Raw genomic sequence first — 15670 nt, 5'->3', positions numbered from 1 at the left:
AGGAATTGCATGACCACCGATCTCGATCAGTTACAGGCCGATCTGCTCGTCTCGATCGAGGCGGCGTCGGGTATCGAGGCGCTCGACGCCGTGCGCGTACAGGCGCTGGGAAAGCAGGGCGCGGTCACCGGCCTGCTCAAGACGCTGGGCGCGATGACGCCGGAGGAGCGGCAGGAACAGGGGCCGCGCATCCACGCCCTGCGCGAGGCGGTGACCGAGGCGATCGCGACGCGCAAGGTCGCGCTCGATGCGGCGATGCTCGAGGCGAAGCTGGCGCGCGAAACGCTCGACATGACGTTACCTGCCGACGCGCCCGCGCCGGGCAGCGTCCATCCCATCGGACAGGTGATGGACGAACTGGCCGAAATCTTCGCCGATCTGGGCTTTTCGGTCGCGACCGGGCCGGAGATCGAGGACGACTGGCACAATTTCACCGCGCTCAACATTCCCGAAACGCACCCGGCGCGGGCGATGCACGACACCTTTTACCTCGCGGGCGCGCATGAGCGGCCGATGGTGCTGCGCACCCATACCAGCCCGGTGCAGATTCGCACGATGATGGCGCAGACCCCGCCGATCCGCATCATCGCGCCCGGCCGCGTCTATCGCAGCGACAGTGACGCCACCCATACCCCGATGTTCCACCAGATCGAGGGGCTGGTGATCGACAAGGGCATCACGCTCGGCCACCTCAAATGGACGCTGGAGACGTTTCTGAAGGCGTTTTTCGAGCGCGACGACATCGTCCTGCGCCTGCGCCCCAGCTATTTCCCCTTCACCGAACCCAGCGCGGAGGTCGATGTCGGTTTCACCTGGACGAACGGCAAGCGCGTGATCGGCGGATCGGGCGATGCGGAAGACGGCGGCTGGATGGAGGTGCTGGGCAGCGGCATGGTCCACCGCCGGGTGATCGCCGCGTGCGGGCTGGATCCGGACGAATGGCAGGGCTTTGCCTTCGGCACCGGCGTCGATCGGCTCGCCATGCTCAAATACGGGATGGACGATTTGCGCGCGTTTTTCGACGGCGACCTGCGCTGGCTCAATCATTATGGCTTCTCGGCGCTCGACGTACCCACGCTGTCGGGGGGAGTGGGCGCATGAAGTTCACCCTGTCCTGGCTGCGCGCGCATCTCGATACCGATGCCGACCTGCCCGCCATTCTCGAAACCCTCAACCGCATCGGCCATGAGGTCGAGGGCGTGGAAAATCCCGGTGCGGCGCTTGCCGCGTTCACGGTGGCGCGCGTCCTGACCGCCGAACGCCATCCGCAGGCGGACAAGCTTCAGGTCCTGTCGGTCGATACCGGGGCGGGCGAGCCGTTGCAGGTGGTGTGCGGCGCCCCCAACGCGCGGGCGGGACTTGTCGGCGTGCTGGGCCTGCCCGGCGCGACCGTTCCGTCGAACGGCATGGTGCTGAAGGTGTCGGCGATCCGCGGCGTCGAATCGAACGGCATGATGTGCTCCAGCCGCGAGCTGGAGCTGGGCGACGATCATGACGGCATTATCGAGCTGCCCGGCGATGCGCCGGTCGGCATGTCCTATCCCGATTATGCGGGGCTGGACGATCCGGTGATCGACGTGTCGATCACGCCCAACCGGCAGGATTGCATGGGGGTGCGCGGCATCGCCCGCGATCTGGCCGCCGCCGGCCTTGGCACGCTCCGGCCGCTCGATATCGATCCGGTCGCCGGGGATGGCGCGGGACCCGATGTGCGGATTGAGGACGAAGCCGGCTGCCCTGCCTTTTACGCACAGTCGGTGTCGGGGGTCACGAACGGCGAGTCGCCGGACTGGATGCAGCGCCGACTGAAGGCGATCGGGCAAAAGCCGATCAGCGCGCTGGTCGATATCACCAATTATCTGATGATCGATCTCGGCCGGCCGCTTCATGTCTATGACCGCGCACGGCTCGACGGCGGGCTGGTCGCGCGCCGGGCCAGGGCGGGCGAACAGGTGCTGGCGCTCAATGGCAAGAGCTATGCGCTCGACCCGACGATGACGGTGATCGCCGATGACGGCGCGGTACATGATATCGGCGGCATCATGGGCGGCGAACATTCGGGGTGCAGCGACACCACCACCGAGGTGTTGATCGAATGCGCCTATTTCGATCCCGATCATATCGCGCGCACCGGCCAGAAGCTGATGCTGACCAGCGATGCGCGGTCGCGGTTCGAACGCGGCGTCGATCCCGAATTCCTGGACGACGGCCTCGCCATCGCGACGCGCATGGTGCTCGACCTGTGTGGTGGCAGCGCGAGCGGCGTTACCCGCGCGGGGCGCATTCCGCAGGTGGGCATCACCACCGGGTACGACCCCATGCTCGCCGAAACGCTGGGCGGCATGGCGATTCCGGCGGCGCGGCAGAAGGACATCCTCGAATCGCTCGGTTTCACCGTCGAGCCGCTCGACGGCAATGGCGACCCCTGCGATCTGGATGCCGCGTACGACGGGTTCCGCGTCACCGCGCCCAGCTGGCGGCGCGATATCGACGGCGCGGCCGACCTGGTGGAGGAAGTGATCCGGATCGAGGGGATCGACAAGGTTCCCTCGACCCCGCTGCCCCGCTCGCCCGGCGTGGCGACGCCCACCGCGACGCCGGCACAGAAGCTGGAGCGTCGCCTGCGCCGCACCGCCGCCGCGCGCGGCCTGCACGAAGCGGTGACGTGGAGCTTCATCGCCCAGGATGAGGCCGATGCGGTCGGCGGCGGCGCGTGGACGCTCGCCAATCCGATCAGCGAGGAGCTGAAGGTCATGCGACCCTCGCTGCTCCCCGGCCTGTTGATGGCGGCCGAACGCAACCTGAAGCGCGGCGCGACCAGCATCCGCCTGTTCGAACTGGGCCGCCGTTATCTTGCCGAGGGTGAACGCCCGACGCTCACCGTCCTCCTTACGGGGGACGCCAGGCCGCGCGGCTGGGCCACCGGCAAGGCCCAGGCGTTCACCGCCTATGACGCCAAGGCGGAGGCGCTGGCGCTGCTCGAAGCCGCCGGCGCGCCGGTCGCCAACCTTCAGGTCATGGGCGAGGCGGGGGCGGCGTGGCATCCCGGGCAGTCGGCGACGCTGCGATTGGGGCCAAAGAATGTGCTGGCGGTGTTCGGGATGCTCCATCCCGCGCTGCTGCGGACGTTCGACGTCGCCGGTCCGGTCGCGGCGATCGAGATCTTTCTGGACGCGATTCCCGCGAAGCGGGAGACTGCCGGTTTCATGCGACCGGCCTTTGCACCCCCGGCCTTGCAGGCGGTGACGCGCGATTTCGCCTTCATCGTTCCGGCAGAGCTGGCCGCCGGCGATCTCGTCCGCGCGGTCAAGGGTGCGGACAAGGCGGCGATTGCCGATGCGCGCCTGTTCGACCTGTTCACCGGTGCAGGGGTCGAGGAGGGCAGGAAGAGCCTTGCCATCGAAGTGACGCTTCAGCCCGGCGAAAAGAGTTTCACCGATGCGGACATCAAGGTCATCGCCGACAAGGTGGTCGCGGCGGCGGGTAAGCTGGGGGCGACGCTGCGGGGGTGAACGAGGTCACGCCCGACCGGCGTGTCGCCCCGGCCCGGTGCCGGGCGCTCCGGGGCGGTGTGTGACATGGATCGGGTTCGGCCGCGTGTTCGCGGCACTGTGAAGGCCGGCATCGGGCCGGGGTGACGTAGGAGAAAATGGCATGCCCACCGCCCTTATCACCGGCGCGACCGCGGGATTCGGCAAGGCGGCCGCGCGCCTGTTCGTTGAGGCCGGGTGGCGGGTGATCGGCACCGGGCGGCGCGCCGACCGGCTCGACGCGCTCCGTAGCGAGCTGGGCGACGCGTTTCACGGCGCGGTCTTCGACATTCGGGACGAGGGCGCGCGCGATGCCGCGCTCGACGCGCTGCCCGACGCGTTTCGCGACATCGACCTGCTGGTGAACAATGCCGGCCTCGCGCTCGGGATCGAACCCGCGCAGGACGCCACGCTCGCCAATTGGAAGGTGATGATCGAAACCAACGTCACCGCGCTCGTGTCGATCACCCACCGGCTGTTGCCCGGGCTGATCGCCCGGCGTGGGGCGATCATCAACCTGTCGTCGGTCGCGGCGACCTATCCCTATGCCGGCGCCAACGTCTATGGCGGAACGAAGGCGTTCGTGAAGCAGTTCAGCCTCAGCCTGCGCAGCGACCTTGCCGGAACCGGCGTCCGCGTGACCTCGATCGAACCGGGCATGGCGGAAACCGAATTCACGCTGGTGCGTACCGGCAGCCAGGCGGCGTCCGACGCGCTCTATGGTGGAGCCAGGCCGATGACGCCGGAGGATATCGCCGCCATGATCCTGTGGGTCGCGCAGCTGCCGCCGCACCTCAACATCAACGTGATGGAGATGATGCCGGTCAATCAGAGCTTCGCGGGCTTCGCCGTGCATCGGGAGGGGTGAGGTGATCCTTTATGGCCACCCGTTCTCTTCCTATTGCCAGAAGGCGCTGATCGCGCTGTACGAGACGGATACGGCGTTCGATTTCCGGATATTGGGTCCGGACGAGGCGGTGAATGCGCAGTTTGCGGCGCTGTGGCCGCTCGGGCGGTTCCCGATCCTCGACGATGATGGCGAACTCGTGGTCGAGGCCAGCATCATCGTCGAACATGTCGCCCCGCATTTCGTGAATGGCGGTCGCGAAGCGCGGATGCTCGACCGCATCTTCGACAATTATGTCATGACCCCGATGCAAAAGATCGTCGGCGATGCGCTGCGCCCCGACGGCAGCCGGGATCCTCATGGCGTTGCCGAGGCGCGGGCGACGCTGGACAAGGCATATGGCTGGATCGATGCCCATATGGCCGGGCGCCAATGGGCTGCGGGCGAGTTCGGCCTGGCCGATTGCGCGGCGGCGCCCGCGCTGTTCTACGCCGACTGGGCGCACCCGATCCCCGCGCGCTGCGCTGCGCTGCGCGATTATCGCCGGCGGCTCAATGCACGGCCCAGCTTCGCGCGGGCGATCGACGCGGCGCGACCCTTTCGCGCGCTCTTCCCGCTGGGCGCGCCGGAGCGCGATTGATGGTGGAGATCGCGAACGAGGCGCTGACCGCGCGGATCGATCCGCTGGGCGCGGAACTGGTCAGCCTGTGCGATGCGCAGGGCCGGCAGCTGATGACCGATGCGGATCCGGCCTTTTGGACCGGCCATGCGCCGCTGCTGTTCCCGATCGTCGGGCGGCTCGCGGGCGATGTGCTGCGGGTCGATGGCCGCACCTATCCGATGCGGCAGCACGGCTTTGCCCGACGGCGCCGGTTCGAGGTGGAGGCGCACACGGCGGACGCGGCGATTTTCGTGCTGCGTGACGATCCGGAGACGCTGGCGTCCTGGCCTTTCGTTTTCGAACTGCGGGTCCGTTACGCGCTGTCCGCCGCGACCCTGTCGGTCGAGGCCGAGGTCGTCAATCGCGGGAAGGAGGCGATGCCGGCCAGCTTCGGCTTTCACCCGGCCTTCGCCTGGCCGCTTCCCTATGGCGGCGCGCGCGACGCGCACCGGATCCGGTTCGCGCACCCCGAACCCGCGCCGATCGCGATGCTGGACGACGGGTTGATCGCGCCGACGTTGCGGCCCAGCCCGGTGGACGGCGATACGCTCCACCTGTGCGATGCGCTGTTCGATCGCGATGCGCTGATCTGGCTCGCGCCGGAAAGCCGCACGGTCAGCTATGGCACGGCCGATGGGCCGCAGATCGAGCTGCGCTTCGCCGACATGCCGATGCTGGCGGTGTGGACGAAGCCGGGCGCGCGCTTCATGTGCATCGAACCCTGGCACGGGCATTCGGACCCGGTCGGCTTTGCCGGCGACGTGTGGGACAAGCCCGGAATCGTGACGATCGGCACCGGGGAGGCACACCGTTTCGCGATGCAGGTAACATTGCATCGCTGACCGCCCCCTTGCCTTCGCCGCGTTAACCAATAGCCTGCGCGCCGGGGGGAAGATGGAGTCGGTCGATCCCGGAAACGCGTGCGCAGCCTTTGGCGAGGATGACCTCGTCGAATTGCTGGCGATCGCCCGCTTTCATGAAGATGCCGACAGCGTGCTGATGAAGCTCGCGTCCCAGGCGGGCAAGCAGGCCGATTCGGTCGTCGAATGGCTGCCCGACAATTGGGAGGCGAAGCTTCAGGGCATGATCGATCTGGCGCTGCGGCAAAGCTACGCCATCGCCTTTCGCACCAATTTCGCGCGCGCCCGCCGCACGCCTTCCCGCGCGGCGAATCGGGAGGGGTTTCACCGCGTCGCCGCCGGCGTGGTCGGCGCGGCGGGGGGCATGGGCGGGATCACTACGACGCTGGCCGATCTTGCCGTCACCACCACGCTGATCCTGCGCTCGGTCCAGCAGATCGCGCTCAGCTATGGCGAGGATATCGACGATCCGGACGTGCGCGCGCAGTGCATCGCGGTCTTCGGGCTGGGCGGACCGCTGACCGATGACGACAGCGCCGACACCGCGCTGTGGGCCGGGCGCATCGCGCTCAGTCACCAGACGGTTTCGGGGGTGATCGGCACCGTCGTGCCGCGCATGGCGCGAACCATGGGCGAATCGATCGCGGCGCGGGCGGCGCCGCTGGTCGGCGCGGTCGCGGGCGCGGCGATCAATTCCAGCTTCACCCGCTATTACCAGAAGATGGCGCACGTCCATTTCCGGCTGCGCCGTCTCGAACGGCGCTATCCCCATGATGAGGTGATGGCCTGTTTCGAACGGATCGTGATGCTGGAGCGCGAACGGCGCAAGGCGCACCGGCGGCGCGGGCTGCGCTGACCCCTCTCGCTTCGCACGCGAACTCTCGCTAGAGGGCGGTTTCATTTTTCTCGGGCGGTCCCGGCCCGCTGCCCCGACCGGCCACCCGATGCCAGCATCATCATGGGCGACCGCGCGGGGAGCGGGCCGGGACCGCCATCCAGCACCGCTGGACCCGGAAGCCAGAGCACAGATGCCCGATACACTGCCCGATCGCCGCACCTTCGCGATCATCTCCCACCCCGATGCCGGCAAGACGACGCTGACCGAAAAGCTGCTGCTGTTCGGGGGCGCGATCCATCTCGCCGGCGAGGTGAAGGCGCGGGGCGCCGCGCGCCGCGCGCGATCCGACTGGATGAAGATCGAGCAGCAGCGCGGCATCTCGGTCACCTCCAGCGTGATGACGTTCGAGCGGAACGGCGTGACCTTCAACCTGCTCGACACGCCGGGCCATGAGGATTTCAGCGAGGACACCTATCGCACGCTGACCGCCGTCGATAGCGCGGTGATGGTGATCGACGTCGCCAAGGGCATCGAGAGCCAGACCCGCAAGCTGTTCGAGGTGTGCCGACTGCGCAACGTGCCGATCATCACCTTCGTCAACAAGGTCGACCGCGAGGGGCGCGAGGTGTTCGAGACGCTGGACGAGATCGCCGATCTGCTCGCGCTCGACGTCGCGCCGATGACCTGGCCGGTCGGCATGGGCGGCACGTTCGAGGGGGTGTACGACCTCGCCTCGAACCGCCTGCTGCTGCCCGAAGGGGACAGCCGCGAATTTCAGGGCAAGGTGGTGCAGACCAGCGGCCTCGACGATCCGCAGCTTGACGGCATCGTCTCCGCCCAGAACCTGGCGAAGCTGCGTGAGGATGCGGAGCTGGCGATGGCGGGCTATGCGCCGTTCGATGGGGAGGCCTATCGCAACGGCGATCTGACGCCGGTCTATTTCGGTTCCGCGCTCAAGGAATTCGGCGTCGATTCGCTGATCGACGCGATTGCGCGCCATGCGCCGCCGCCGCACGCACTGCCCGCCGAGCCTGCGCCGGTGTCGCCGGACAGCAGCGAGGTGACCGGCTTCGTCTTCAAGGTGCAGGCGAACATGGACCCCAACCACCGCGACCGGATCGCGTTCATGCGGCTGGTGTCGGGGACGTTCAAGCGCGGCATGAAGCTGACCCCGACCGGCCATGGCAAGCCGATCGCGATCCATTCGCCGATCATGTTCTTTGCCCAGCAGCGCGAGCTGGCGGACGAGGCGTTTCCGGGCGACATCATCGGCATCCCCAATCACGGCACGCTGCGCGTCGGCGATACGCTGAGTGAAAGGGCCGATGTCCGGTTCACCGGCCTGCCCAATTTCGCGCCGGAAATCCTGCGCCGCGTGGTGCTCAAGGACCCGACCAAGACCAAGCAGCTGCGCAAGGCGCTCGACGATCTGTCCGAAGAGGGGGTGATCCAGGTCTTTTACCCCGAAATCGGATCGAACTGGATCATCGGGGTCGTCGGTCAGCTTCAGCTCGACGTGCTGCTCAGCCGGCTCGACGCGGAGTATAAGGTGGGCGCGAACCTCGAACCCGCCCCCTATGACACCGCCCGCTGGATCGGGGGCGAGGCGGGTGAGGTGAAGAACTTCGCCGACCTCAATCGCGGCGCGATGGCAAAGGATCGCGACGGCAATCCGGTCTTCCTCGCCAAGTCGGCCTGGGAGGTCGGCTATGTCGCCGACCGCTATCCCAATGTGAAGTTCGCCGCGACGCGCGAGCGATAGCATCGCCGGACCGGGCGGCGCCGGTCCCCCTGATCTCCGCCATCCGGCGCCAGGATGGCGGGGATGGCAGGATGGGGGCCGGCGGCGCGCCTGCCGGTTCGTGTCAGTCGCTCGCCTCGACCCAGCTGCGCTTGAGCGGTCGGATCGCAAGCAGTGCCAGCACCGCCGCCACGAGATACAGGCACACCCCGGCCATCGCCGCGATGCCCAGCGACTGGTCGCCATAGCTGTCCTTCAGCGCGACCGACAGAGCGCCCATCGCCCAGGGGCCGACGCCCAGGCCGAGCAGGTTGTTGACCATCAGGAACGTCCCCGACGTCCCCGCGCGCATCGACGAGGGCGCGAGGTGCTGGGACGCAGTGACGATCGGCCCCAGCCACAGTGTGTTGAGCGCGTTGGGGATCAGCAGGATCACCCAGGCCAGAACCGGATTGGGCATCGAGAAGCCAAGGATGAACATGGGCGCCGCGATCAGCCAAGCGATCGCCGGGATGCGCAGATACCAGGCACGGTCCAGCTTTCCGAGCCGGTCGGCGATCACGCCGCCCAGAAAGATGCCGACCGATCCGCCGACCAGCAACAGCGCCCCCATGAACTGGCCGACCTTCACCAGTTCGCTGCCGGCGGTCCATCCGAACTGGATCGCGATGATCTTGGGCGCCCACAGCGCCAGGCCATAGCCCGCCATCGAACTGCATCCCGCGCCGATCGACAGCAGCCAGAAGGCCGGCTTGCGCGTCAGGATCGGCAGCACCGCGAGCGGCGAGGGGCCACCCTTTACCACGGCGGCGGGAGGATAGCGGTCCTTGACGATCATCAGGAAGATCGGCGCGACGATGATCCCGGCGATCCCCATCACGATGAACGCCGCCTGCCAGTTCACCGCCTGGGCGATATAGGCACCGAGCAGGACGCCGGAGCCCAGGCCGATCGGAATGCCCATCGAATAGATGGCGATCGCCCGCGCGCGGCGTTCGACCGGGAAATAGTCGGCGATCATCGCATAGGATGGCGCCACGCCGCCCGCTTCGCCGACCCCCACGCCGAGCCGGTAGAGGAACAGTTGCCAGAAGTTCGCCGCGGTGCCGCACAGCGCGGTGAAGCCGCTCCACACCACCAGCGAGCCGGCGATCACCCTCGCGCGGCCGATCCGGTCGGCGAGCAGCGCCAGCGGAACGCCCAGCACCGAATAGAGCAGCGCAAAGGCGGTGCCGCCGATCGCGCCGAACTGCGCGTCGCTGAGGTTCAGGCTGTCCTGGATCGGCTTGGCGAGGATGCCCAGAATCTGCCGGTCGAGAAAGTTGAAGGTGTAAACCACCAGCAGCATCGCGAGCACCGTCCGGCGATATCCGTCGGTGACCTGTTCGGGATTGCGTACGCCCATCATCATCCCCTCATATGTGACGGGCCGGCGCGCGGGTGTCCGCGACCGGCCCGTTTGACATGCAGCCTATGCGCTCCCCGCGGGAAGCGGAAGCCGCTTCGGATCAGAAGCGGACTTCGACCGTCGCGGTGAAGGTGCGCGGCGGGCCATAATAGCCGATGATCGAATTGCCGAAGAGCGCGCCGGGGAAATAATAGCCGCCGACCCGATAGCGTTCGTCGGTCAGGTTACGCCCGGCCACGCCGATCCGGTAGCGGCCGTCGCCGGACGTCCAGTTGGCGCTGGCATCGACCAGGAAATAGCCGTCCTGATCCAGCGGCGACGTGTATTCGAACATCGAGATGTCGCTGCGCATCGAGATGGCGGGGGTGAAGGACAAGGTGCCGCCCGCGAAATCCTCCGACCAGGTGGCGGAGGCGTTGGCCGTCCATTTCGGCGTGTTCTGGAACACGCGCTGATCGGACACGTCGATCGGGGTGGTTCCGCCGGCGATATAGGTGAAGAACTCCTTGTAATCGGCATTGGTGTAGCCAAGCACGAAGCTGGTCGAGAAATGCCGCGACGGCACGACCCGCGCCTCGGCCTCGAAGCCATAGATCACCGCCTTGCCGGCGTTATCGACGAAGCTGGCGATGGTGCCGCCCGCGGCCGGCGCCTGGATCGTGACCTGCTGGTCCTTGTAATCCGAATAATAGCCGGCGAGGTTGAGGAAGAAGGTGCGGTTCAGGAACGCGCCCTTCATGCCGACTTCATAGGAGTCGATCTTTTCCGGCTTATATCCGTTCACCGTGGTCGGCGTCAGCACCGCGTCTCCGCGCATGTCGAAGCCGCCCGATTTGAAGCCCTTGCCCCAGCTGGCGTAGAAATTGAGATCCTGGCGCGGTTCGTAGCTGAGCGAGATGCGCGGGGTGAACTGTTCGAAGCTGCGGTCGTTGGTGTAGTTGGTGCGCAGCAGGCCGGGGACCGCAGTCGCATTGCCGAACCGCGGGCTGCGGATGCCGGTGAAGTTCTGGCGATAGACCGATCCGGTCTTGTCGTCCTTCGTATAGCGACCGCCGACCGAGAGCTTGAGCTGATCGGTCAGATCGTAGCTGAAGTCGCCGAACGCGGCATAGCTCTTGGTATCGACCGTGCCGGAGGTCAGGATCGTCAGATTGGCGAGGCCCAGCACCGTGTCGAACGCACCGCTGGCGCGGGCGTTGAGGTAATAGAGACCGAACACGCCCTGGAGCCGATCGCCTTCATAGAGAAGCTGGAGTTCCTGGGTGAACTGGCGGTCCTGATAATAGGCGGGAATGTCCAGCGTCGGCGCCGGGGTATTGTCGAAATCGATGATCGTGTCGGTGTTGCCGTTGCGCCATGCGGTGATCGACTTGAAGGTCAGGCCGCTGCCCAGGCCGATCTCGGCGGTTGCCGACACGCCCTGGCTCATCACCCGGTTATAGTCGCCCGCCCCCGCGGCGGTGTCATAGACGCTGCCGACCGGATTATAGGATGCGATTCCGCCATTGCCCTCCAGCCGGTGGCCATGGCGCGGGTTCGACTTGTCGACCGTGCGGTCGCCCGCGACGCGGATGAAGATATTGTCGGTCGGCGCATATTCGAGCGACAGGCGCCCGGCCAGCACGTCCTTGTCATACTGGTCCACGCCGGTGTTGTAGTTCTTGCCATAGCCGTCCCGCTTGTACCGGGCGATCGCGCCGCCGATCGACAGCCCGTCCATCAGCGGGACCGAGACCGAGCCGACCAAGTCGAGCTGGTTATAGCTGCCATAGGAGACGCGGCCGGTCGCCGAGAAATCGTCGCCCATCCGCTTGGTGACATATTTGATCGCGCCGCCGATCGTGTTGCGGCCATAGAGCGTTCCCTGCGGCCCGCGCAGCACTTCGACCCGCTGGACATCGAAAATGTCGAGGATCGCGTTCTGCGGACGCGCGACATAGACATCGTCGATATAGAGCGCGACGCCCGGTTCGAAGCCCCACAGCGGATCCTGCTGGCCGACGCCGCGGCTGAACGCGATCATCGTCGAGTTCGACCCGCGCGCGATCTGCAACGTCAGGTTCGGCGTCTTGTCCTGAAGCGCGGTGATGTCCGGCGCGGCGGTCTTGATCAGATCGTCGCCCGACACGACCGACATCGAAATCGGCACGTCGATCAGCGTTTCCTCGCGGCGGCGCGCGGTGACGACGATGGCGCCGTCATCGGCGCCTTCCGCCGTGGCGACGGTGTCGCTCCCGCCATCCTGCGCAAGCGCAGGCGTCGCGGCGAGTGCGCCGAGCGCGGCGCCGGCATACAGAACGGTACGAGCAGACGAAATCAGGCGTAGCATCGGTGCTTCCTCCCCAGAACGCAGCCGGGCTAGGTTCCCGGCTTGTAAGACGTTGCGCGAGCCTATACTGAAACATGAACCGGGTTTCAACTTCCGGATGAGGGGGAGATGTCGAGTGTCCGATGAGCGTGGCAGCGGTGCCACAGTCACGCCGGCAGGCGCCGAGCTGGCCGCGAGCGAGGGCAAGGCGCCCCGCACCGCGCGCGGGCGGCGGACGCTGCGCGCGATTCTCGACGCGGCGGCGGCCGAATTCGGGGAAAAGGGGTTTCACGACGGATCGATCAGCGGGATCACCCGTCGCGCCGGCGTCGCGCTGGGCAGCTTTTACACCTATTTCGATTCGAAGGATGCGGTGTTCCGCGCGCTGGTCCGCGACATGAGCGAACAGGTGCGCGAATATGTCGCGCCGGCAATCCGCGCCGCGCCGGAACAGATCGCGGCCGAACGCGCGGGCCTGGAGCAGTTCATCGGCTTCGTGCGCCGGCACAAGGAAATCTACCGGATCATCGACGAGGCCGAATTCGTCGATCCCGCGAGCTTCCGACTCCATTATGCGACGACCGCCGATCGGATCGAGACGCGGTTGAAGGCGGCGGCGGCGCGGGGCGAGATCCGCTCCGACGTGTCGGAGGTGCATGCCTGGGCGATCATGGGGATGAACGTATTCCTGGGCCTGCGCTACGGCGTCTGGAGCGAGGATGCGCCGACCGACGAGATCGCCGACACCATTGCCCAGATGCTGGCCCGGGGCCTCGCTGCCGACAGCTGACGCACGGCATGCTCCGCCGCGGCCAGTAGCGGTCGGTGGACATCGCCGCATGGCGAGCGCAGGATCGTACGATGGCGGAATTTTACGACAGGCTGGGCGACGCGCACCGCGACTTCATCGCCCGGCAGCCGGTCTTCTTCGTCGCCACGGCGGCGGCGGATGCGCGGATCAATCTCAGTCCCAAGGGGATGGACTGTTTCCGGGTCCTCGATTCGGACCGGGCCGCCTATCTGGACGTCGCGGGATCGGGGAACGAGACCAACGCCCACCTGCTGGCGGACGGGCGGATCACCGTGATGTTCTGTGCCTTCGACAATCCGGCGCTGATCCTGCGCATCTATGGGCGGGGCCGCCCGGTGTTGCCCCAGGACGCCGACTGGGCGGATATTGCGGCGCACTTCACACTGCTCCCCGGAACGCGACAGATTTTCGTGATCGCCATCGACAGCGTGCAGACGTCATGCGGGTGGGGCGTTCCCCATATGCGGTTCGACCGCCCGCGCGAGACGCTGGCGAAATATCATTCCAGCCATGGCGACGCCGAACGCTTCGCCAAATATGCGGTGCGGACCGCCAGCATCGACGGCCTGCCGGTGCGCAATCCGACGATCCCGGCCGGCTGATGGCGCTGGTCGAACTGGGGCGTTTCCCACCGCCGGAGGCGCATATGGTGATCGGTCGGCTGGCGGCGGAGGGGATTCCCGCCGTCGCGTTCGATGCCGGGGCGAGCATCGTCGAGGGGAGTCTGGCGGCGTTGATCCCTGTGCGGGTGATGATCGACGCGGACGACCTGCCTGCCGCGCAGGCAGTGCTTCGCGAAGCCTAAAAAATAGGCAGACGTTCGCGACTGCACAATTTTTAACTTTTGTTAACGGTTCGGCCGGCGTCACGCGCCCGGAAATCCGCCAATCGCGACTCTGGCACGGCCTTTGCTGAAAGGAACCCCGGGTCAAAAGCGAAAGGGGGCGGAATGAAACTCGTCATCGCCATCATCAAGCCGTTCAAGCTGGATGACGTCCGCGAGGCGCTCACGGAGTTGGGCGTCGCGGGCATGACCGTGACCGAGGTGAAGGGGTTCGGGCGGCAAAAGGGCCAGACCGAAATCTACCGCGGCGCGGAATACAGCACCAACATGGTGCCAAAGATCAAGATCGAGGTGGTCTGCGCCTCCGATCTCGCGGGGCGCGTGGTCGAGGCGATTCAGGCCTCGGCCAACACCGGCGCGATCGGCGACGGCAAGATCTTCGTGCTCGATGTCGGTCAGGCGGTGCGCATCCGCACCGGCGAAACCGATCAGACGGCGCTGTGATGAAGGGGGTATCGATGAAGATTGCTCTGAAACTTGCCGCAGCAGGCGCGGGTGCCGCGCTGTTCGCGGCGCTGCCCGCCTGGGCGCAGGACGCCGCGGCGCCCGCTGCAACCGTGGACAAGGGCGACACCGCCTGGATGATGGTCGCGACCATCCTCGTCCTCATGATGATCGTGCCGGGCCTGGCGCTGTTCTACGGCGGCCTGGTCCGCACGAAGAACATGTTGTCGGTGATGACGCAGATCGGCGCGGTGATGTGCTTCGCCATGCTGATCTGGGTGATGTATGGCTACACCATGGCGTTCGGCCCCGACGCGTCGGACGCGCTGAAGCCCTATATTTCCGGTTTCGGCAAGGCGTTCCTGGCCGGCGTTACCCCGTCGAGCCAGGCCGCGACCTTCACCGATGGTGTCGAGATTCCGGAATATGTGTTCATCTGTTTCCAGATGACCTTCGCGGCAATCACCATCGCGCTGGTGCTGGGATCGGTGGTCGAGCGGATCAAGTTTTCCGCGGTGATGGTCTTCGCGCTGATCTGGCTCACCATCGTTTACTTCCCGGTGGCGCACATGGTCTGGGCTGCGGGCGGCAAGTTCTTTGAGATGGGCGCGCTCGATTTCGCGGGCGGCACGGTGGTGCATATCAACGCCGGCGTTTCGGCGCTGGTCGCCGCGCTGCTCCTCGGCAAGCGGATCGGCTATCCGGAAACCGCGATGCCGCCGCACTCGCTGACGCTGACCTTTGTCGGCACCGGCCTGTTGTGGGTGGGCTGGTTCGGCTTCAACGCCGGATCCGCGCTGGAAGCGAACGGATCGGCGGCGCTGGCGATGATCAACACCTTCGTTGCCACCGCCTCTGCCGCACTGTTCTGGATGCTCGCGGAGCGGGCCGCCGGACACAAGCCGTCGGCGCTGGGCTTCTGCTCGGGCGTGATCGCCGGCCTGGTCGCGGTCACCCCGGCGGCGGGCAATTCGGGTCCGTTCGGCGCGATCGTGCTGGGCGCCGTCGCCTCGGTCATCTGCTTCTTCTTCGTGACCGTGGTGAAGCCCAAGCTCGGCTATGACGACTCGCTCGACGCGTTCGGCATCCATGGCATCGGCGGCATCGTCGGTGCGATCGGCACCGGCATCGTCTATGCGCCGTCGCTCGGCGGTCCGGGCGCTGCCGACTTCTCGATCGGCACGCAGTTGGTGACGCAGGTGTCCGCCGTGGCCGCGACGATCCTGATCTCGGCGGTCGGCACGGCCATCGCGATCATCGTCGCCAAGGCGCTCACCGGCGGCCGCGTCGCTCCCGAAGTCGAGCAGGAAGGTCTCGATCTCGGCGAGCATGGCGAGCGCGCCTACAATTATTGACGAAATCGGGCCGCACCCCATCC

At 66.7% G+C, this 15670-nt stretch carries 14 protein-coding genes; 12 read left to right on the top strand and 2 right to left on the bottom strand.

Translation table 11 applies throughout. The features are described from left to right. The first annotated feature begins 9 nt into the window (after window positions 1–9). From pheS to KF783_RS03585, 7 genes are all read left to right on the top strand, one after another. Window positions 10–1101, top strand: a complete 1092-nt coding sequence (gene pheS / locus KF783_RS03615; protein ID WP_294076646.1) for a phenylalanine--tRNA ligase subunit alpha — start codon at window positions 10–12, stop codon at window positions 1099–1101. After that, complete coding sequence (pheT, locus tag KF783_RS03610) at window positions 1098–3512, top strand: phenylalanine--tRNA ligase subunit beta (RefSeq protein WP_294076644.1); 2415 nt, start codon at window positions 1098–1100, stop codon at window positions 3510–3512. The genes pheS and pheT overlap by 4 nt, the downstream gene beginning before the upstream one ends. Window positions 3513–3654: 142 nt before the next feature. Further along, window positions 3655–4398: an SDR family NAD(P)-dependent oxidoreductase gene (locus KF783_RS03605; RefSeq protein WP_294076642.1), complete on the top strand. Its 744-nt coding sequence runs from the start codon at window positions 3655–3657 to the stop codon at window positions 4396–4398. 1 nt (window position 4399) lies between these two features. Next, window positions 4400–5017 (top strand): glutathione S-transferase family protein, encoded by a 618-nt coding sequence (locus KF783_RS03600; protein WP_294076640.1) that lies wholly within the window; start codon window positions 4400–4402, stop codon window positions 5015–5017. Next, on the top strand, window positions 5017–5880 hold the full coding sequence (locus KF783_RS03595; RefSeq protein WP_294076639.1) for an aldose 1-epimerase family protein: 864 nt from the start codon (window positions 5017–5019) through the stop codon (window positions 5878–5880). Before KF783_RS03600 ends, KF783_RS03595 begins: the two co-directional genes overlap by 1 nt. Window positions 5881–5932: 52 nt before the next feature. Beyond that, a complete protein-coding gene (locus KF783_RS03590) occupies window positions 5933–6754 on the top strand; it encodes an EcsC family protein (RefSeq protein ID WP_294076637.1) in 822 nt (273 codons plus the stop codon). A 172-nt stretch (window positions 6755–6926) separates the two neighbouring features. Further along, the gene (locus KF783_RS03585; RefSeq protein ID WP_294076635.1) at window positions 6927–8498 is read left to right on the top strand and encodes a peptide chain release factor 3; all 1572 of its coding nucleotides are present in this window, start codon (window positions 6927–6929) and stop codon (window positions 8496–8498) included. Window positions 8499–8601: 103 nt separating this feature from the next. Here the strand turns inward: KF783_RS03585 and KF783_RS03580 are convergent, their stop codons facing one another. Both KF783_RS03580 and KF783_RS03575 read right to left on the bottom strand, forming a co-directional pair. After that, window positions 8602–9882, bottom strand: coding sequence for an MFS transporter (locus KF783_RS03580; protein ID WP_294076634.1), 1281 nt, complete (start codon window positions 9880–9882; stop codon window positions 8602–8604). Between the two features lie 103 nt (window positions 9883–9985). After that, the gene (locus KF783_RS03575) at window positions 9986–12214 is read right to left on the bottom strand and encodes a TonB-dependent receptor (RefSeq protein ID WP_294076632.1); all 2229 of its coding nucleotides are present in this window, start codon (window positions 12212–12214) and stop codon (window positions 9986–9988) included. Between the two features lie 166 nt (window positions 12215–12380). On the opposite strand from KF783_RS03575, the gene KF783_RS03570 reads away from it, so the two are divergent. The 5 genes from KF783_RS03570 to KF783_RS03550 all read left to right on the top strand — a co-directional run bounded on the left by KF783_RS03570 (window position 12381) and on the right by KF783_RS03550 (window position 15647). Next, the gene (locus tag KF783_RS03570) at window positions 12381–12983 is read left to right on the top strand and encodes a TetR/AcrR family transcriptional regulator (protein ID WP_294076958.1); all 603 of its coding nucleotides are present in this window, start codon (window positions 12381–12383) and stop codon (window positions 12981–12983) included. Between the two features lie 71 nt (window positions 12984–13054). Beyond that, window positions 13055–13606, top strand: coding sequence for a pyridoxamine 5'-phosphate oxidase family protein (locus KF783_RS03565; RefSeq protein WP_294076630.1), 552 nt, complete (start codon window positions 13055–13057; stop codon window positions 13604–13606). Next, the gene (locus KF783_RS03560; protein WP_294076628.1) at window positions 13606–13809 is read left to right on the top strand and encodes a DUF2007 domain-containing protein; all 204 of its coding nucleotides are present in this window, start codon (window positions 13606–13608) and stop codon (window positions 13807–13809) included. Before KF783_RS03565 ends, KF783_RS03560 begins: the two co-directional genes overlap by 1 nt. A 144-nt stretch (window positions 13810–13953) precedes the next feature. Next, window positions 13954–14292, top strand: a complete 339-nt coding sequence (locus tag KF783_RS03555) for a P-II family nitrogen regulator (protein WP_294076626.1) — start codon at window positions 13954–13956, stop codon at window positions 14290–14292. Between the two features lie 14 nt (window positions 14293–14306). Beyond that, on the top strand, window positions 14307–15647 hold the full coding sequence (locus KF783_RS03550; RefSeq protein WP_294076625.1) for an ammonium transporter: 1341 nt from the start codon (window positions 14307–14309) through the stop codon (window positions 15645–15647). Window positions 15648–15670: the final 23 nt, after the last annotated feature.

It is taken from the genome of Sphingomonas sp. (assembly GCF_019635455.1).
Lineage (GTDB): Bacteria > Pseudomonadota > Alphaproteobacteria > Sphingomonadales > Sphingomonadaceae > Sphingomonas.
This window is presented reverse-complemented; position numbering and strand designations above follow the sequence as displayed.